We start from the raw sequence: 17,871 nt of genomic DNA on the forward strand, positions 1-17,871 counted from the left end.
CGCCGATGCCCAGGGGATCACACCCGAGGAGGCCAAGCGCAACCGCGAGGCGACCATTCCAGCCGCGCGCTACGGCACGGCCGCCGAGTTTGGTGCGACTTGCGCGTTTCTCTGTTCGCAACACGCCGGTTTCATTGTCGGCCAGAACGTGTTGCTCGACGGCGGCGCGATCAACACCACGCTGTGACCCTCGGCGGGCCGCCTCGGGGCATCCCGCTCACCCTTCACGGTCGCCGGCCCGCTGCGCGCGGACCGGTTGACCGGCCCCGACCCGACAAGGCGCCCCCATGCTGACGCGCAACGATGTCAGTGCGATGTTGCTGATGGCCGGCGGCATCGCCACCCTGGTTTCGATGGACGCGGTGGTCAAGGAGCTGGTGACCGCCGGCGTCCACGCTGTGCAACTGCTCGCGCTGCGCAGTGTGCTGATCACGGCGGCGTTGCTGTTGATCTTCCACGCGCGCGGCGAAACCCGCCAACTCAAACCCACCCGCTGGCGGTGGCAACTCGTGCGGGCCACGGTCGGGTTCCTCGCGCCCTGCGCGTTTTTCATGTCCCTCCTGTTCCTGCCGCAGGCGGACGCGACCGTGATGTTCTTCTCCGCCCCCCTGGTGGTGACGGTGTGTTCGGTGCTCTTTCTCGGCGAGCGCTTCGGCATCCACCGCTGGATCGCAATTCTGGTCGGCTTTGTCGGCGTGGTCATCGCGCTCGACCCCGAGGGTGGTGCCGACTGGCGCGGCTACAGCCTGGCGCTGGTGGGCAGCCTCGCGTACGCCGCGTTGTTCCTCGTTGGCAAGTACCTCTCACGCACCGAAACGACCGCCTCGCTGGTGATGGCCTACAACGTCGGCGTGGGTGTGGTGGGACTCTGCCTGTTGCCGTGGTTCTGGGTGCCGATGACCAATCTGCAGTGGCTGCAACTGGCCTTGCTGGCCACCCTCGCCGTGACCGGCCATTTCATGGTGACAGCCGCCTTCGCGCGGGCCGAAGCCTCGCTGCTCTCGCCGATCGAGTACACCTCGCTGTTCTGGGCGATCGCCTTCGACTGGCTGCTCTGGCAACACGCACCGAACGGCCAGACGTTGCTCGGCGGTACGGTCGTCATTCTCGCCGGCCTGTATTTCATCCACCGCGAACGCCTGAGCAGCCGGCAGGACGAGACTCGCGCCACGGTGTGACACCCGTCACACTCTGGCCGTTTGCAACGGGTCCGAATCCGCATCGGCCACCTATACTTGCTGTTTCGCCTGTGCCCCGGACCCCATGCACGACGACGCCAATCGAGACCGGTTGCTTAACGCGCCGCTCGTGCGACTTTTCCCGAAGCTGGCGCTGCCCATCGCCCTCGGGCTGTTGGTGCACGGGCTCTACAGTTTCGTCGACGCGATCTTCGTCGCGCGTTTCATCGGTACAGACGCGTTCGGCGGTGTCTCCGCCGCCTTCCCTCTCTATATGGTGGTCATCGCCCTGAACGCGGCGATCGGCAGCGGCATGGCGTCGTTGATCGCCCGGCAGCTCGGTGCCGCCAACCGCACCGCCGCGCACCGCACGTTGAACACCACACTGGTTTTTGCCGTGGCCTTCGGTGCGTCGCTGAGCGTGCTTCTCACGGTATTGCAAGCGCAGCTCTTCGAGCTGATGGCCCTGCCGATCAACCTGCGGGCACCGGCGTCGGAGTACATCACGCCGATCATCGCCTTTGCCACGATCAGCTTTCTCAGCGGCGTGCTCAGCGACGCGTTGCGCGCCATGGGCGAGATGCGGCGCGTGATGGGCCTGATGCTGTTTTCCGCGGTGCTCAACATCGTGCTCGACGCGCTGTTCATCATCGTCTTCGACCTCGGGGTCCCGGGTGTCGCCTGGGCCACCGTGGTGACCATCCTCGTCACCGGCGTCTATGCGGGCTGGTTATTCTGGGGGGGCAGCTACCCGGCCTACCCCGAGCGCGCCGCGATGCGCTGGCACTGGCCGAGCCTCCGAGCGGTGTTGTTGCTGGGCGCACCCGTGGTCATGAGCCACACGGGCTACGCCGTCGGCATCGCCGCCATCAATTTCGCCACTGCGCACGCGGCCGGCCCGGAAGCAGCCGATCTCTGGGTCAGCGCCAACGGCGTGATCCAACGCGTGTTCATGCTGCTCTTCCTGCCGGTGATGGGCATGATGATCGCGTTGCAGACGGTGGCGGGGTACAACCACGGCGCCGGCCAGGCTGCGCGCGTCCGCGAGGCGACCCGCGTGGCGCTCGGCTACAGCCTGCTGTACACCGTACCGGTCGCCGGCCTGATGGTGTTTTCGCCGCACAGCGTATTCTGGATCTTCAGCGACGACCCGGCGCTCATGGTGACCAGCGAGATCATCGCCGAAGTGGTCTACCTGAGCTTCCCGTTGATCGGCGCGCTGCTGATGCTGCCCGCGTTGATGCAGGCAACCGGGCGACCGCTGGTCGCCGTCGCGCTCTACACCGCACACACCTGGTTGATCCTGATGCCGACACTGGCCATTGGCACCGTGGGCTTCGCCCTGCCCGGTGTGCGCTGGGCCCTGCCGATCACCGATGCCATCAGCGCGGTGGTGATGGCGACCACCGTCTGGTGGGTGTTGCGCCAACCCCGCGCAGCGCCAGCCGCATACCCCACCCGCGTCGCGCGCGCGCGCGGCAGCGCCGGGCGCTGAGCGCGCAACGACGCCCAACACGGTCCCGTTCAAGCGATCCGGTCGCTGCGTCCCGCGTTTCGCCCGGAGTAGATGCACCCGCCGAGGAACGTGCCCTCGAGCGCGTTGTAACCGTGGTACCCGCCGCCGCCGAAACCTGCGACTTCACCGGCCGCAAACAACCCCGGCACCGCCTCGCCCGCCGCGTCGACCAGCTGGCTGTCGAGGTTGGTCTGCAAGCCGCCGAGCGTCTTGCGCGTGAGCACGTGCAGCCGCACGGCGATCAGCGGCCCGTTTGCCGGGTCGAGCAATTTGTGCGGCTTGGCGGTGCGGATCAGCCGGTCGCCACGGTACTTGCGTGCCGCGTGCACCGCCATGAGTTGCAGGTCCTTGCTGAAAGGGTTGTCGATCTGCGCGTCGCGCGCCTCGACCTGCGCGCGCAAGCGCGTTTCGTCGAGCAGGTCCTCGCCGGTCAGCGCGTTCATCTCGCGCACCAGCGTGCCGAAGTCGTCAGCGACAATGAAGTCAACGCCGTGCTGTTTGAAGGCCTCGACCGGTTCGGTTGCACGCGCACCCGAGAGCACGCGCTGTTGCAACACCGCCTTCCAACTGCCGGAGGTGAAATCCGGGTTCTGCTCGGAGCCCGACAGCGCGAACTCCTTCTTGATGATTTTCTGCGTGAGGATGAACCAGCTGTAGTCGTGGCCGGTGTCCAGGATGGCCTTGAGCGTGCCCATGCTGTCGAAGCCCGGCATCGCCGGTGGGGCAAAGCGGTTGCCGCGCGCGTCGAACCACATCGACGACGGCCCGGGCAGAATGCGGATGCCGTGGTGCGGCCAGATCGGGTCCCAGTTCTGAACGCCCTCGGTGTAGTGCCACATGCGATCCCCGTTGATCACGTGCCCACCGGCGGCCTCGGTAATGGCGATCATCCGCCCGTCGACGTGCGCCGGCACCCCCGCGACCATCATCGCCGGCGGCGGTCCGAGCCGATCGACCGGCCAGTTGCGGCGCACCAATTCGAAGTTGCCGCCAATGCCGCCCGAGCACACGAGCACGGACGGCGCGGTCAGCGCGAAGTCGCCAGCCGCCTCGCGTGACGTCGACGCCCCTTGCGGTGCGTCATCGGGCGCGAGCACGGTGCCACTGACGCCGGCGACGCGGCCATTGACGAGGTCGATTCGGTCGACCTGGTGCCGGTAGCGGTAGCGCAAACGACCCGCGGCCTCGTGCTCCCGACAGCGCGCGATGAACGGCGCCAGCACGCCCGGCCCGGTGCCCCAGGTGATGTGAAAACGCGGCACCGAGTTGCCGTGGCCGTTGGCGAAACCGCCGCCGCGCTCAGCCCAACCGACCACCGGAAACCAGCGCATGCCCATGGCGTGCAACCACGGTCGCATCTCGCCGGTGGCGAAGTCGAGGTAGGCGTCGGCCCAGGCGCGCGGCAAAGCGTCCTCGGGCCGGTCGAACTGGGCCGAACCCCACCAGTCGGCGTGGGCCAGCGCGTGGCTGTCGCGGACCCCCATGCGCCGTTGCTCGGGCGTGTCCACCATGAACAAGCCGCCGAGCGACCAGAAGGCCTGTCCGCCGAGGTTCTGAGGCCCCTCCTGATCGAGCACGACGACCTGCTTGCCGCGGTCGCACAGCTCGGCGGCGGCCACGAGGCCTGCAAGCCCGGCCCCGACCACCAGCACGTCTGCGACGTCGGCTCTCACTTACTGCGCATCCAGAGCACAAAGGGCAAGGCCACCGCGTACATCGTGACGCCGTAGACCGCGGCCGGCAGGCCCATGGCCGGAATCTCCGTGACCACACCCGTGATCAGCGGGGCGAGTGTGATCGCGACCGTGCTGTTCTGCACACCGGTTTCAACCGAGATGGTCTTCCGCTCCTGCCAGGGCCGCTTCGCGACACCCGCGATGTTCAGGCCCAACAGCATGAGTGCGGCGTTCAGCACGATCAGCGCCGGTCCGAGGGACGCGAGGTTGACGACGAAGAGATCCCAGTTGGCGGCAATCGCCGCGACCACGATGATCACGAAAAGCGCGCTCGACAACACCATGGCCCGTGGCTCGATGCGGTTGGCCGTGGCGGGCGAGACATGGCGGATCAGGACGCCGACGCCGACCGGCAAGGTGGTGATCAGGAACATGGCAATCGAAAGCGTCGTGACCGAAATACGCGGCGCCTCGCTGCCCATGAAAAACACCACGGCCCAGGCCACCAAGAGCGGCACGGTGGCGATCGACACCAACGAGACAACGGCGGTCAGGGACACCGACAGGGCGACGTCCCCCTTGGCCAGTTTGGAGATCAGGTTCGAGGTGACGCCACCCGGACAGAAGCTCAACAGCATCACCCCGACGGCGATCTCGCCTTGCAAATCGAAGGCGAGCACCACCGCGAAGGCCACCAGCGGCACCAGCAGCATCTGGCAACCCAAGCCGATCACGAAGGCCCAGCCGTGGGACACCACGCGGCGGAAGTCCGCCAACGTGAGCCCAATGCCCAGGCTGAACATGATGAACGCGAGGCCAAGCGGCAGCACGACGGAAACGAGAATGTCCAAAGTTGACCTCCAGGGGGTACGCAGCTGGGGTGACCACAGCGCCCACTCGGGAACCGACCCGACGGTCACGGCTCGTGGGCGATACACACAGGGTAGACTGGCGCAAACCGGTCGGGGGGCATTAATGGGTCAAGAAACGCTGTGTGGCGGCTGCCAGTGCGGGACGGTGCGTTTCGCCATCTCGGGCGACGTGGTCTGGAGCGGTCACTGCCATTGCGCGAGCTGCCGCCGCTTCACCGGCGGTGCCATGACCACCTGGCTCGGCATCGCTGATAGCGCATTCGATCTTGAGCAAGGCGAGATCCGCTACCACCGCACTTCGGACGGGGTGGCGCGCGGTTTTTGTGCGGGCTGTGGCGCGTCGCTCACCTACAGCAGCACACGCTTCGCGAACTACCTGCAAATCCATGCGGGCGGCCTGGATGCGCCGGAGCGGCTGGTGCCACAAGCGCACGTGCACGTCGGTGAGCAGTTGCCGTGGCTGCAGATCGACGACGGCTTGCCGCGCTTCGTGGCCTCGGCCACAGACACGGATTGGCGGTCGTCGAGCTGAGGGCTCAGTCCGCGTCGACGCAGGCCATCGCCGCGGCAATGGCGGCGGCGCTGTAGGGTCCGAGCACCCGCGGTGTGAGCGTGCCGTCGTGGCGCACGGCGACGACGTGACGCCAGTTCCCGCTTGCGACCACCATCTCGATGCCATCACCACAATCGCGCAGTCCGCCCTCGATGTAATCCCAACCGATCCGGTGGTTGCTGAACCCGGTGGCATTCGCTTCCTCGGTCAGGCGGTCGCCATCGAGCTGCCAAACCCGCAGGGTCTTGGCGAGGTGCGGCCGGTCGATGTAGGCAAATTCGACTGCACCGTCACCGTCGAGGTCGGCTGCACCGATCGGCGCGAGCCAGCGGTTGGCCGTGCCAATGAACGGCGTCGCGGCAAGCAGACCGTCGGCCGTGTAGAGCGCCAGGCGCGCCCCGTCAGTGCGATCGCTCTCGACCACCAGCGCCGCCCGGTCGCCCGCGGCGTTCACGGTCACGACCCGCGGCGCCAGGTCTTCAAACACCCGCCGCTGGGGCAGCTGAATCACCACGTCCTCCGAGGTTGGCTCCGCGCAGCCGCTGCACGCACGCACCGTGAGGTGCAGGCTGCCCCACTCGACCGCGTCGCCGAGCACGCCGTGTGCGTAGCGGGTGGTCGGGTCGGCGTAGGTCGCGGCAACGACGTCGCCATCGGCCGCGTACCCGAACGGTGCAGCCCCGGCCAACATCAACGAGACAGCACAAAGACAGGCCGCTTGACGGGTTGCTGTGTTGCTGCTGATGTCTGCTGCCACGGGCGTTCTGCTCCAGCTGTTGAGCTCACTCGGACGGAGCATACACCGAGCCGGTGTCTCGCCATCGGTTCGGTTGGGGATCGTCCATGCGCCGGGGCCGCTCGCGGCCCGGACGCCAAACCCGGTTGCCAGCGCGAAACAGGCTACGAACACCCTGGCGCCCGCCGAGGGCATCCAGAACCCGAAAAGCACACCCAGCAGTCGCGCCCGCACGCTCGGGCTGCCCGGGCTCAACCGGCTCGTCGAGCGCAGCAGCGCCCAGACCCCGCCGCCGTACAGCGGCTTGCCAACGTAGGCGATGGGAGACCAATCGCACTCACCCACGCGCTGACGGCGAGCAGCCCGGTCACGGACAGTGCGCTGTCAGCCGACAGCGCAACCAACCCGAGCGGCAACAGCCATACCGGCAACACAGCCAGCGGAGCCAGCGCCGCACCGCACCGCACCAGAAGCACCTGTCATCCACGTCGCGTCGCGCCGGCGCCCGACGCACCCTGCCTCTTACCGCTCAAGCGACTTGACATTGGGCCGTTAAGCCTACAGTATTTTCAGTAATTTCTGAAATTTAAAAAAATCATGGAAAAGCTTGACCCTGACACCCGCACGTTTGTCCTGCATTTCGGCGAAATGGGCAGCCACTGGGGCATCAACCGCACCGTCGGCCAGGTCTACGCGTTGTTGTACCTGGCCGAATCACCACTCTGCGCCGACGACATCGTGCAGGCGCTCGGCGTGTCGCGTTCGAACGTGAGCATGAGCCTCAAGGAGCTCCAGGCCTGGCGGCTGGTCAAGCTCCAGCACATCGGCGGCGACCGCCGCGACTTCTTCTCGACACCCGACGACGTGTGGGAGATCGCGCGCACCCTGATCGAGGAACGGCGCAGACGTGAGCTCGACCCCACCCTGAGTGTCCTGCGCGACCTGATGCTCAATGCCGAAGACCGGGAGGAAACGCACGGCCAGAGACGCATCCGCGAGATGCACGACCTGCTGGAGCAATCGGTGCGGTGGTCCGACGATCTCCTGCGTCTCAACCCCAGCACCCTGAAACAGGTCATTCGCCTCGGCGATGGCGTGCGCAAACTCGTCGATTTCGGCGCCCGCCGCGACGGCACCTGATCACAGGCCCGGAGAGCCCGATGGACGCCTTGCTGCTTGCGCGCATCCAGTTTGCTGCCAACATCAGTTTTCACATCCTGTTTCCGACCATCACGATCGCCCTTGGCTGGGTGCTGCTGTGGTTCAAATGGCAGCAGCACCGCAGCATCGCGCGCGGGCGTGATGCTGTCGTCTGGCGCGACCTGCACCTCTTCTGGACCAAGGTCTTCGCGCTCTGCTTTGCGCTGGGTGTGGTCAGCGGCATCACCATGTCGTTCCAGTTCGGCACCAACTGGCCGGGGTTCATGGAAGCCGTCGGCGCCGTCGCCGGGCCACTCCTGGCCTACGAGGTGCTGACCGCGTTCTTCCTCGAGGCCACCTTCCTCGGCATCATGTTGTTCGGCCAACGGCGCGTGCCCAACTGGCTGCACACGCTCGCCACCGCCCTGGTCGCAATTGGCACGTCCCTGTCGGCGTTCTGGATCCTGGTGTTGAATTCCTGGATGCACACCCCTGCCGGCGTGCGCAGCGAGGACGGCGTGGTAGTGGTCGAGAGCTGGACGGCGGTGATCTTCAATCCGTCGATGCCGTACCGGCTGAGCCACATGCTGGTGGCCAGCGTCTTGACCGTGGCGTTTCTGATCATCGGTCTGTCCGCGTACCGCGTGCTCAAAGGCGATCGCGGTGACACCGCACGCACCGGCCTGCGCACCGGGGCGTGGCTCGCAGCCCTCGCCATTCCCGTGCAGATCGTGATCGGCGACCTGCACGGCCTCAACACGCTCGAGCACCAACCGGCCAAGATTGCGGCGATGGAGGGCGTCTGGGACACCCAGCGTGGTGCTCCGCTGCTGCTGTTCGCGGTGCCGGACGAGGCCGCGCGCACCAACCACGCCGCGATTGGCATTCCGAAGGGTGCCGCGTTCATCCTCACGCACGACTGGAACGGCGAGCTGACCGGGCTCAACGACTTTGACGACCACCCGCCCGTCGCGCCGCTGTTCTACGGTTTTCGCCTGATGGTCGGCGTGGGCACGCTGATGCTGGTCACCAGTTGGTGGTTTGTCTGGCAACTGCGCCGCCGCGGCGACTTGTCCCGCCCGGCGTTGTTCGCCGCGGTCAGCATGACCTTCTCCGGCTGGGTTGCCACCCTTGCCGGCTGGTACGTGACGGAAATAGGCCGCCAGCCCTGGCTGGTCGAGGGCCTGCTGCGCACCAGCGAGGCCGCAGGGCCGGCGACCGGCACCGAAATCGGCCTGTCGCTGGGACTGTATCTGACGCTCTACGCGGGCTTGCTCAGTGCCTTCATCTGGACCTTGTTCTACCTTGCCCGCAAGGCCGCGGGGCTGGTCGACGACGCCGAACCGGCCTACGTTCGCCGCACCGTGGAGGTGACACCGTGACCCCCGACGTCTGGTTGCCGCTCGCCTTCTTCGCGCTGATGGGGCTTGCGATGCTGATCTACGCCGTGCTCGACGGCTACGACCTCGGCGTCGGCATGCTGCTGCTCCGCACCGACTCGGACGCCGAGCGCGACACCATGATTGCCAGCATCGGCCCCTTCTGGGACGCCAACGAAACCTGGCTGGTGCTCGGCGTCGGCCTGATGCTGGTGGCCTTCCCCGAAGCCCACGGCGTCGTGCTCGGCGCGCTCTACCTGCCCGTCGCGCTGATGCTGGCCGGCCTGATCCTGCGCGGTGTGGCCTTTGACTTTCGCGCCAAGGCCGGGCTCTGGCAAAAGGGCTGGTGGGACACGGCATTTTTCGCCGGCTCGTGGATCACGAGCCTGTCTCAGGGCTACATGCTCGGTCGCTACGTGACCGGGTTCGACAGCGGCGCGGCCGCGCAGGCCTTCGCGTTGCTCAGCGCCGTGTGTGTCTCGGCGTCCTACTGCCTGATCGGGTCCGCCTGGCTGATCGCCAAAACCGACACCGGCCTGCGGGCGCGCGCCTGGCGCTGGGGTCGCACCGCGCTGTGGCTGTCGATCGGCGGTCTGGCACTGGTGTCGGTGGTCAACCCGCTGGTTTCGCCGCGCATCGCGGAGCGCTGGTTCAACTGGCCAGACACGTTGTGGCTTGCCCCCATACCCTTGCTCACGGCGGGCCTGCTGATTCGCCTCCGGGCCGTGTTCCAACGGGCCGACAACACCCGGCCCTACACCCCCTTGCTGCTCACCGCGCCGGTGTTCGTGCTCGCTTTCGCGGGCCTCGCCTACAGCTTCTTTCCGGAGATCGTGCCGGGGCAGCTGACGGTCTGGGAAGCAGCGAGCAGCACAGCGACGCTGCAGATCATCTTCTACGGCGCGCTCGCCGTGCTGCCATTCATCGGTGGTTACACCGTGCTCTCGTACTGGATCTTCCGCGGCAAGGCGACACACCTGCGGTATGACTGAACACCGCATCGCGGGTTCGTGCTGCGCAAGGAACCCGCTCCCACAGACTCGCTGATGACACTCTGTGGGCGTGGCGGCGCCGCGAAGCGGATCGCCGCGATTGAACGCTACGCCTTGGTGTTTGCCAACGCGTCGAGCGCGGCTTTGCGCGACGCGGCAAGGTCGACGATGGGATGCGGGTAGCTTACCCCGAGCGTCACACCGGCGTCGGCCAGCACCGTGTGCGGCGCGAGCCAGGGGGCGAAAAGGTGTTTGTTCGGCAGACGGGCCAGCTCCGGCACCCACCGGCGCGTGTACTCCCCCTCGGCGTCGAACTTCTCGCCCTGCGTGACAGGGTTGAAGATCCGGAAGAACGGCGCCGCATCGGCGCCACTGCCCGCGACCCATTGCCAGCTCGCGCTGTTGTTGGCGAGGCTCGCGTCCACCAACGTGTCGTGGAACCACGCCGCGCCGTGGCGCCAGTGCTGCAACAGGTTCTTCACCAGAAACGACCCGACCACCATACGCACCCGGTTGTGCATGTAGCCCGTCGCCCAGAGTTCGCGCATGCCGGCGTCGACAATCGGAATCCCGGTCCGGCCGCGCTCCCACGCGCGCCTCATCGCCGGCTCGTCACGCCAGGGCATGGCGTTGAATTTGGGCTGCCAGTTTTCAGACGGCAGCGACGGCCAGTGGAACAGCAGGTGGTGGGAAAACTCCCGCCACCCGAGCTCGGTGCAGAAGCGGTCCACGTCGTCGGAGTCCGGCAGCGCGCGTGCCATGGCCCAGGCCTGGTTGGGCGAGAGCTCGCCGAACTGCAAGTGTGGTGACAGCCGCGTGACGGTTTCGGCCGCCGGTCGATCCCGGCCGCTTGCGTAGTGCGCGAGCCCGCGCGTGCGCACGGCGTCGAGCCGCGCGTGGGCACCCGCCTCACCGGGTTGCCCGACGGCGTCGAAGCCACTGGCCCACGGGACCGCGGGCAACAGGCCGAGCGCATCGATGTCACTGCCGGTGTCGGATAGCACCGTACGGAGCACGGGCGCGGCGAGCGGCGCGCGCGGCGCCCCAGCCGAGAGACAGCCTTTGCGGTAGAAGGGTGTGAAGACCTTGTAGGGCGTTTTGTCGGCTTTGGTGACCGACCAGGGTTCCCACAACAATGAACCGTTGTGGCTTGAGACATCGACACCGCGCTCGCTCAGGGCGCGCTTGATCTCCGCGTCCCGCCGTATGCGCCAGGGCTCGTAGCAGCGGTTCCAGTGCACCGCGTCGATCGCGTGTGCCTCGACCAGCGTCGGCAGGAGCTCACGCGGGTCGCCCTCGCACACCACAAGCCGCCCGTCGAGGGCACGGTCGAGCGCCTGCAGGCTGTGGTGCAACCACCAGCGCGAGGCACCGCCAAGCGCCCAGCCACCGGCGTTCCGTTCGTCGAGAACATAGACACACAGCACCTCGTCAGCGGCCGCGGCCGCGGTCAGCGCGGGGTTGTCCTGCAGGCGGAGGTCCTGTCGGAACCAGTGCAGTGATCGCATCAGCGCCCACCCGCGAGCGGCAGCGTCTCGCCGTGTTGCAGCACGAGAAAGGCGTCTGGGTCCACGCCGGCCTCACGCAACGCGAGCGCGAGCTGGCGCGGCGGGTCCTCGACCGGCTCGTCGGTCAGGACAAAGGTGCCCCAGTGCATCGCCACCGAGCGTGCAGCGCGCAGGTCGCGGTGCACCTTGACGGCTTCTTCCGGATTCATGTGCGCCGCCTGCATGAACCACCTCGGCAGGTAGGCGCCGATCGGCACGGCCGCCAGGTCGAAGGGCCCGAGCCGGTCGCCGATCGCCTTGAAATCCGCCGAGTAGCCGCTGTCGCCGATGTGCGCAAAGGAAAAACCGTCCGTCTGGAGTGCCCACCCGGCCCACAGCACCGTGTTCCGGTCGAAAGGCGTGCGGCTGGTCCAGTGTTTGACCGGGACCGCCGTGACCGTCCAGTCGCCCACGTCGGCAGCCTGCCACCAGTCGAGCTCGACAACGTCGGGCACGCCGAGCGACTCGAACCACGCTTTCTGCTTCAGCGGCACGAACCAGGTTGGCGGGTTGGCGGCCTGCTTGCGGGTCAGCGCCTTGACCGTGTAGCGATCGAGGTGGTCGTAGTGGTTGTGCGAGATCACGACGATATCGATGTCCGGCAGGGCGTCCAGGTCCACGCCCGGCGGCACCAGGCGTTTGGGCCCGGCGAAGCGCACGGGCGAGGCGCGTTGGCCGAAATGGGGATCGGTCAGAATATTCACGCCGTTGTGTTGCAACAGAAACGTGCTGTGGCCGATCCAGGTCAGCGTGCTGTCGGTGCGGTTGGCCCGGAGGTAGGCCGGGTCGTTTTCCGCCAACGGCAGGCTGACGCGCTTGACGTCGGGCGCCTCGCGCTGCCACTTCAGCAGGGCCGAGAGGGGCTTGTCGATCGCCTCGCCGTCGGTGTTGACGAACCGTCCGTCGCTGCGGTGGTGGGCGGGTTTTCCGGGCACGGCTGTGCTCTCCTCTCGTGTCATGAACCCCGCGCAGGCAGCGATGGTCAGGAGCCCGATTGCAATGACCAGGGTGCGCATGTCAACCAGCCTCGTTGCCGTGGTTCGTGTCGATGTACCCGCGCCAGGGTCCGGTGTGCCGCTCAGTGTAGGCGACCCGGCGTGGCGTTCGCGTGCAGCGCCGACTCGACGCCCAACAGGGACCGGTAGTCGGCGGCCTCGTCCGGCCGGAACCGGCTCGCGTGCACCCGTTCGCGCAGGTAGCGCTCACGCAACGCGCTTCGGGGCCAGCGACTCTGACCCATCGGCCAGGGCCGTTGTTCCGCGCTGGGCGACGGGTCCTGTCTCAACCAGACGGTCTCGTAGCAACGGCCACGTTCGCGGACCAGACCCTCTGCTTTCAAGGCCAAGGGCAACTGGCCGAGTTGCCGACGCAGCTCAAGGCACTGGCGCACCGGGCACAGCACGAAATGCAGGTGGTGATGCGGGTGGCGCGCGACCAGGTCGGTGACCCACCCCGCGACGGTGTCGCCCCCGAGGCCAGCGATCACAACGGTGGCCTCGCGGTCTGCTGTGGGGACCGTGATCGCCGTCGCCGTGTCACAAACAACCCGCAACGACGGGTGCCGCCGCGCAATTCGCGCACAAATCGACGGCACGCGGTCCACCGCCGTCACCGACCTTGCAGGTTGCCGCTGTTTGATGAACGCCGCGAGGTCCGCGTGGTCGGCACCGAGGTCCCAGAGCCCGCCCGGAGATGCGAGCGCGAACGCAGCCAGCGCACCGAGCCGGTCACCGAGCACCGGCTCAGCGCCGCACACTGTTCTGCAAGGCCTGGCGGATGATCTCCTCGACACTGCCGGCACCCTGCACCGATTTCGCCATACGCAGCGCGTCGCTCGCCTTGTACCCGAGCGCTTCGAGTGCCGCGCAGGCGTCGCCGATGAGGTCGCCCCCGTCCGGTGCCGCGGCGTTGCCCACCGTACCCGGGCTTGCGTCAAGCTTGTCTTTCAACTCGACAATCAGGCGCTCGGCGGTTTTCTTGCCGATACCGGGCAAGCGCGAGAGTGCCGCCGCGTCCCCGCCCTGCACCGCCTGTGCGAGCGCTTCGGCACTCATGCCGGACAACACGCCGAGCGCGACCTTGGGGCCGACGCCGCTGATCTTGATCAGAGTCTGAAACAGCGAGCGCTCGGATTCGGTGACAAAGCCGAACAGCAACTGCGCGTCCTCGCGCACCACCATGTGGGTGTGCAGCATGACCCGCTCACCGAGCGCGGGCAGCTGGAAGACGCTCGACATTGGCGCGCTGACGAGATAGCCGACGCCGTTGACGTCGAGCACCAGCTCGGGCGGCGATTTCTGCACCAGGGTGCCGGTCAGGCGCGCGATCACGACGACGCCTCCGATTGCAGTTCGGCCGTCAGCGCCCGGTGCACACGCAGGTGGCCGTGGCAGAGCGCTACGCCCAGCGCATCGGCCGCGTCGGCCTGCAGGCTTTGGCCTTGCAAATTGAGCAACACACCGACCATGTGCTGAACCTGAATCTTGTCCGCACTGCCCTTGCCCACCACCGACTGCTTGACCAGCCGCGCGGCGTATTCGGCCACCGGCAAACCGGCGATCGACAACGCACACACCGCCGCCCCACGGGCCTGACCGAGCTTGAGCGCGGAGTTCGCGTTCTTTGACATGAACACCTCCTCCACCGCAGCCTCGTCGGGCGCGTACTCGCGGGCAATCGCCTCGACCTGGCTGTAGATGCAGGCCAGCTTGTCGGCCAGGCAGTCTCCCTCGACACGGATGTGGCCGTGGGCCACATGGCGGTTGCGTTGCCCATCCGACTCGATCACGCCCCACCCGGTGACGCGCGAGCCCGGGTCGATGCCGAGGATGCGCGTCACGCGTCGTAGGCTTCGGGTGGGATGTCGGCGTTGCTGTACACGTTCTGGACGTCGTCAAGGTCCTCGAGCATGTCGAGCAGCTTGAGCACTGTCTGGCCCTGGTCGACGTCGAGCGCGATGTCGTTGGCCGGGCGCATGGTCACTTCGCTGTGTTCGGGCTCGAAACCGGCGGCCACCATCGCCTCCTTGACGTCGACGAAACTCGCCTCGTCGGTCAGCACCTCGACCGAGCCGTCGTCGTGGCCGAGCACGTCTTCGGCACCCGCCTCAAGCGCCGCCTCCATGATCGCGTCCTCGTCCACGCCCGCACCGTAGGCGAGCACACCGAGTTTGCTGAACAGGTAGGACACCGAGCCGTCGGTGCCCATGTTGCCACCCATCTTGTTGAAGGCGTGGCGCACCTCGGCCACGGTGCGGTTGCGGTTGTCGGTCATCGCATCGACCATGATGGCAACCCCACCCACGCCGTAGCCCTCGTAGCGCACATCCTCGTAGGCAACGTCCTCGAGCTCGCCGGCGCCGCGCTTTATTGCCCGCTCGACGGTGTCCTTCGGCATGTTGTTGGTCAGCGCCTTGTCGACCGCGAGGCGGAGCCGTGGGTTGCTGCTGAGGTCCGACCCCCCCATTTTGGCGGCGACGGTGATCTCGCGGATGAATTTGGTGAACAGCTTGCCGCGCTTGGCATCCTGGCCTTTCTTGCGGTGCTGGATGTTGGCCCATTTGCTGTGACCGGCCATGTTGCGTCCTCGTATCGCTAGTCGGTTGCCGGGGGTGCCGACGTGCCCGCGCCTGCCGCGCAGGTCTGCCGAATGCCGTCCCGGTTGGTCTCGGACCAGACGCGCGCCAGTGCGGCGTCAACCGAGACCCATTCATACGCAGTGTGCTCGTCGGACAACGTGATGTCGACGGGCGTGGGTAAAACGCACTCGAACAGATGCTCGTCGTTGTACACCGTGCCGGGCGGGTAGCGGTGCAAGGCCGACGCCCGGATGGCAAAGCGCGCCATCAGGTGGCAGTCGTGCACCGGCGCCTCGAGTCCGGTTTCTTCGCGCAACTCGCGCGCGGCACAGGCCGCGGTCTCCTCACCGGCTTCCAGGCTGCCCGTGACCGATTGCCAGAAGCCGTCTGCGCCGGCGCGCCGCAGCAGCAACACCTGATCGGTTGCGCTGCGGACCACGATCAACACCGACTCGGGGCGTTTGTAGGCCACTCAGTTCTCGGTGGCAGGCAACCGGCGACGCAGGGACAACTCGCGCAGCTGCCGCTCGTCGACGTCGCCCGGGGCATCGGTCAGCAGGCAGCTTGCATTCTGCGTCTTCGGAAACGCCATCACGTCGCGGATGCTCTCGGCACCGGCCATCATCATGACCATGCGGTCCAGGCCGAAGGCGATGCCCCCGTGCGGCGGCGCCCCGTAGCGCAGCGCGCGCAGCAGAAACCCGAACTTGGCCTCGGCTTCCTCGGCGTCGATGCCGAGCAGGTCGAGCACGGACGCCTGCATCTCCGGGCTGTGAATCCGGATCGAGCCGCCGCCGATCTCGATGCCGTTGAGCACCATGTCGTAGGCGCGCGAGAGCGCGTTGCCGGGATCCGCCCGCAACGCTTCGGCATCCACCGAGGGCGCGGTGAACGGGTGGTGCATCGCGCTCCAGCGCTTGTCCCGCTCGTCGTACTCGAACATCGGAAAGTCCACGACCCAGACCGGGCACCAGCCGTCGGTGGCGAGCTTCATGTCGTGCCCGACCCGCACGCGCAGCGCGCCGAGGGCGTCGTTGACCGTGCTGGCGGCGTCGGCGCCAAAGAAGATCAGGTCGCCGTTCTCGGCACCGGTGCGCTCGAGCACACCGCGAAGGGCGGCTTCCGAGAAGAACTTGACGATCGGCGATTGCAGGCCCTCGACCCCGGCTGCGATGTCGTTGCACTTGATGTACGCGAGGCCCTTCGCGCCGTAGCGGCCGACAAACCCGGTGTAGCCGTCGATCTCCTTGCGGGTGAGCGCGTTGCCACCCGGCACGCGCAGGGCTGCCACCCGGCCTTTCGGGTCGTTGGCCGGCCCGGCAAAGACCTTGAAGTCGATGTCGGCAACGAGGTCAGAGACGGTCACGAGTTCGAGCGGCACGCGGAGGTCGGGGCGGTCGACCCCGAAGCGCTCCATCGATTCGGCGTAGGTCATGCGCGGAAAGGGGTCGGCGAGGTCGACACCGAGTTGCGTCTTGAACACCTGACGCACCATGCGCTCCATCAGCCCCATGACGTCCTCTTCCTCGACAAAGGACATCTCGACGTCGAGCTGGGTGAACTCCGGCTGCCGGTCGGCGCGCAGGTCCTCGTCGCGGAAGCAGCGTGCGATCTGGTAGTAGCGGTCCATGCCGCCCATCATCAGCAGCTGCTTGTACAGCTGCGGCGACTGCGGCAGCGCGTAGAACTGCCCGGGGTGAACCCGGCTCGGCACCAGGTAGTCCCGCGCCCCTTCGGGCGTGGCGCGCGTCAGCATCGGCGTCTCGACTTCGATGAAGCCGTTGTCGTCGAGCACGCGCCGCATCTCGGCGATGGTGCGATGACGCAGCTTGAGCCGCTCGACGGCAGCAGGTCGGCGCAAGTCGATGTAACGGTAGCGCAGGCGGTGCTCTTCACCGACCTCGGTGTCATCGAGCTGGAACGGCGGGGTCTCGCTGCGGTTGAGGATCTGGAGGTCGAGGCCGAGCACTTCGACCTCGCCGGAGCTCAGCTCCGGGTTCACCGTGCCATCGGGCCGCGGCCGCACGCGCCCGGACATGCGAATCACGAACTCGTTGCGCAGCTGCTCGGCGAGCGCAAACACCGCCGGCGTGTCGGGGTCGAACACCACCTGCACCAGACCGTCGCGGTCGCGCAGGTCGACGAAGATCACGCCGCCGTGGTCGCGTCGCTTGTTGACCCAACCGCAGAGTTGGACAGTGTCTCCGACGTGGGTGGCGTTTACCTGGCCACAGGTTTGGCTGCGCATGGGTGCTAGTGCTCCATCCATTTGTAAACTGCGAGTTCAGTTAGCGTGTCAGCGTTCACAGCAAGGCGCGCCTCGCAGGCCATAGCCACCCTATGGCCAAGAGGCGCAACGCTGTCAGTGGGCGCTGACACGCTAACCCTGAGGGCGTCCCTGTGGTGTCACGCCGCGTCGTTCCAGCGCGCGACACGGGTTCGCCATTGCCTTCGCGCTGCGCCTTGCGGCGACACTCCACAGGGACGCTGAATCCGTAGTTTACAGATGGATGGAGCACTCGTATCTCAACGGTTCGCAGGTTCGCGCAGCCGTGCCGGCGCACCCGCCACTCTGGCGCGCAGAACGCACCGTGTCGACTCGACGGGGTCTGGCCGGGCCCGGTCGGCGCCCTGCTCTGCAGATTCGGGGAGCACGGTCGGTCGCGACGCAACCGACCGTGCTCGGCTAAACTCCGCAATTCTAG

The 17,871-nt window shown here is 67.1% G+C and carries 18 protein-coding genes; 7 read left to right on the forward strand and 11 right to left on the reverse strand.

Going from position 1 to position 17,871, the window contains the following annotated elements; translation table 11 throughout:
• The 3 genes from AAGA11_09735 to AAGA11_09745 all read left to right on the forward strand — a co-directional run.
• Positions 1-187, forward strand: a 187-nt coding sequence (locus AAGA11_09735) for an SDR family oxidoreductase (GenBank protein MEM9603132.1), incomplete at its 5' end; no start/stop codon positions are given.
• 100 nt (positions 188-287) lie between these two features.
• The gene (locus tag AAGA11_09740; protein ID MEM9603133.1) at positions 288-1,178 is read left to right on the forward strand and encodes a DMT family transporter; all 891 of its coding nucleotides are present in this window, start codon (positions 288-290) and stop codon (positions 1,176-1,178) included.
• Between the two features lie 85 nt (positions 1,179-1,263).
• Entirely contained in the window at positions 1,264-2,673 is a 1,410-nt protein-coding gene (locus tag AAGA11_09745; protein MEM9603134.1) for an MATE family efflux transporter, read from the forward strand.
• Positions 2,674-2,702: 29 nt separating this feature from the next.
• Here the strand turns inward: AAGA11_09745 and AAGA11_09750 are convergent, their stop codons facing one another.
• Entirely contained in the window at positions 2,703-4,367 is a 1,665-nt protein-coding gene (locus AAGA11_09750; GenBank protein MEM9603135.1) for an FAD-binding dehydrogenase, read from the reverse strand.
• On the reverse strand, positions 4,364-5,221 hold the full coding sequence (locus AAGA11_09755; GenBank protein MEM9603136.1) for a bile acid:sodium symporter family protein: 858 nt from the start codon (positions 5,219-5,221) through the stop codon (positions 4,364-4,366). Before AAGA11_09755 ends, AAGA11_09750 begins: the two co-directional genes overlap by 4 nt.
• Positions 5,222-5,345: 124 nt before the next feature.
• Between AAGA11_09755 and AAGA11_09760 the strand changes: the two genes are divergently transcribed.
• Positions 5,346-5,774, forward strand: coding sequence for a GFA family protein (locus AAGA11_09760; GenBank protein ID MEM9603137.1), 429 nt, complete (start codon positions 5,346-5,348; stop codon positions 5,772-5,774).
• 4 nt (positions 5,775-5,778) lie between these two features.
• Here AAGA11_09760 and AAGA11_09765 read toward each other — a convergent pair whose 3' ends face one another.
• Positions 5,779-6,552, reverse strand: a complete 774-nt coding sequence (locus AAGA11_09765) for a VCBS repeat-containing protein (GenBank protein ID MEM9603138.1) — start codon at positions 6,550-6,552, stop codon at positions 5,779-5,781.
• Positions 6,553-7,128: 576 nt separating this feature from the next.
• Between AAGA11_09765 and AAGA11_09770 the strand changes: the two genes are divergently transcribed.
• The 3 genes from AAGA11_09770 to AAGA11_09780 are packed head-to-tail and all read left to right on the forward strand — an operon-like array spanning position 7,129 to position 10,042.
• Positions 7,129-7,671: a GbsR/MarR family transcriptional regulator gene (locus tag AAGA11_09770; GenBank protein MEM9603139.1), complete on the forward strand. Its 543-nt coding sequence runs from the start codon at positions 7,129-7,131 to the stop codon at positions 7,669-7,671.
• 20 nt (positions 7,672-7,691) lie between these two features.
• The gene (locus AAGA11_09775) at positions 7,692-9,053 is read left to right on the forward strand and encodes a cytochrome ubiquinol oxidase subunit I (GenBank protein MEM9603140.1); all 1,362 of its coding nucleotides are present in this window, start codon (positions 7,692-7,694) and stop codon (positions 9,051-9,053) included.
• The gene (locus AAGA11_09780) at positions 9,050-10,042 is read left to right on the forward strand and encodes a cytochrome d ubiquinol oxidase subunit II (GenBank protein ID MEM9603141.1); all 993 of its coding nucleotides are present in this window, start codon (positions 9,050-9,052) and stop codon (positions 10,040-10,042) included. The genes AAGA11_09775 and AAGA11_09780 overlap by 4 nt, the downstream gene beginning before the upstream one ends.
• 107 nt (positions 10,043-10,149) lie before the next feature.
• Here the strand turns inward: AAGA11_09780 and AAGA11_09785 are convergent, their stop codons facing one another.
• From AAGA11_09785 to aspS, 8 genes are all read right to left on the reverse strand, one after another.
• Positions 10,150-11,550: a deoxyribodipyrimidine photo-lyase gene (locus tag AAGA11_09785; protein MEM9603142.1), complete on the reverse strand. Its 1,401-nt coding sequence runs from the start codon at positions 11,548-11,550 to the stop codon at positions 10,150-10,152.
• Positions 11,550-12,605 (reverse strand): MBL fold metallo-hydrolase, encoded by a 1,056-nt coding sequence (locus tag AAGA11_09790; GenBank protein MEM9603143.1) that lies wholly within the window; start codon positions 12,603-12,605, stop codon positions 11,550-11,552. Before AAGA11_09790 ends, AAGA11_09785 begins: the two co-directional genes overlap by 1 nt.
• A 62-nt stretch (positions 12,606-12,667) precedes the next feature.
• A complete protein-coding gene (locus AAGA11_09795; protein MEM9603144.1) occupies positions 12,668-13,327 on the reverse strand; it encodes a tRNA (adenine(22)-N(1))-methyltransferase TrmK in 660 nt (219 codons plus the stop codon).
• Between the two features lie 4 nt (positions 13,328-13,331).
• Positions 13,332-13,919, reverse strand: a complete 588-nt coding sequence (gene ruvA, locus AAGA11_09800) for a Holliday junction branch migration protein RuvA (protein MEM9603145.1) — start codon at positions 13,917-13,919, stop codon at positions 13,332-13,334.
• The gene (gene ruvC, locus AAGA11_09805; GenBank protein ID MEM9603146.1) at positions 13,916-14,428 is read right to left on the reverse strand and encodes a crossover junction endodeoxyribonuclease RuvC; all 513 of its coding nucleotides are present in this window, start codon (positions 14,426-14,428) and stop codon (positions 13,916-13,918) included. The genes ruvA and ruvC overlap by 4 nt, the downstream gene beginning before the upstream one ends.
• The gene (locus tag AAGA11_09810; GenBank protein ID MEM9603147.1) at positions 14,425-15,165 is read right to left on the reverse strand and encodes a YebC/PmpR family DNA-binding transcriptional regulator; all 741 of its coding nucleotides are present in this window, start codon (positions 15,163-15,165) and stop codon (positions 14,425-14,427) included. The genes ruvC and AAGA11_09810 overlap by 4 nt, the downstream gene beginning before the upstream one ends.
• A 17-nt stretch (positions 15,166-15,182) precedes the next feature.
• Complete coding sequence (nudB, locus tag AAGA11_09815) at positions 15,183-15,638, reverse strand: dihydroneopterin triphosphate diphosphatase (protein ID MEM9603148.1); 456 nt, start codon at positions 15,636-15,638, stop codon at positions 15,183-15,185.
• A complete protein-coding gene (aspS, locus tag AAGA11_09820; protein ID MEM9603149.1) occupies positions 15,639-17,414 on the reverse strand; it encodes an aspartate--tRNA ligase in 1,776 nt (591 codons plus the stop codon).
• Positions 17,415-17,871 lie beyond the last annotated feature (457 nt).

This window comes from Pseudomonadota bacterium (genome assembly GCA_039196715.1).
Classification (GTDB): Bacteria; Pseudomonadota; Gammaproteobacteria; order CALCKW01; family CALCKW01; genus CALCKW01.

Excerpts from the sequence above, each read along its gene's own strand:
- AAGA11_09770 (MEM9603139.1), top strand. The coding sequence starts at position 7,129 with ATGGAAAAGCTTGACCCTGACACCCGCACGTTTGTCCTGCATTTCGGC.
- AAGA11_09760 (MEM9603137.1), top strand. The coding sequence starts at position 5,346 with ATGGGTCAAGAAACGCTGTGTGGCGGCTGCCAGTGCGGGACGGTGCGT.
- AAGA11_09740 (MEM9603133.1), top strand. The coding sequence starts at position 288 with ATGCTGACGCGCAACGATGTCAGTGCGATGTTGCTGATGGCCGGCGGC.
- AAGA11_09775 (MEM9603140.1), top strand. The coding sequence starts at position 7,692 with ATGGACGCCTTGCTGCTTGCGCGCATCCAGTTTGCTGCCAACATCAGT.
- AAGA11_09790 (MEM9603143.1), bottom strand. The coding sequence starts at position 12,605 with ATGCGCACCCTGGTCATTGCAATCGGGCTCCTGACCATCGCTGCCTGC.
- AAGA11_09745 (MEM9603134.1), top strand. The coding sequence starts at position 1,264 with ATGCACGACGACGCCAATCGAGACCGGTTGCTTAACGCGCCGCTCGTG.
- aspS (MEM9603149.1), bottom strand. The coding sequence starts at position 17,414 with ATGCGCAGCCAAACCTGTGGCCAGGTAAACGCCACCCACGTCGGAGAC.
- AAGA11_09810 (MEM9603147.1), bottom strand. The coding sequence starts at position 15,165 with ATGGCCGGTCACAGCAAATGGGCCAACATCCAGCACCGCAAGAAAGGC.
- AAGA11_09785 (MEM9603142.1), bottom strand. The coding sequence starts at position 11,550 with ATGCGATCACTGCACTGGTTCCGACAGGACCTCCGCCTGCAGGACAAC.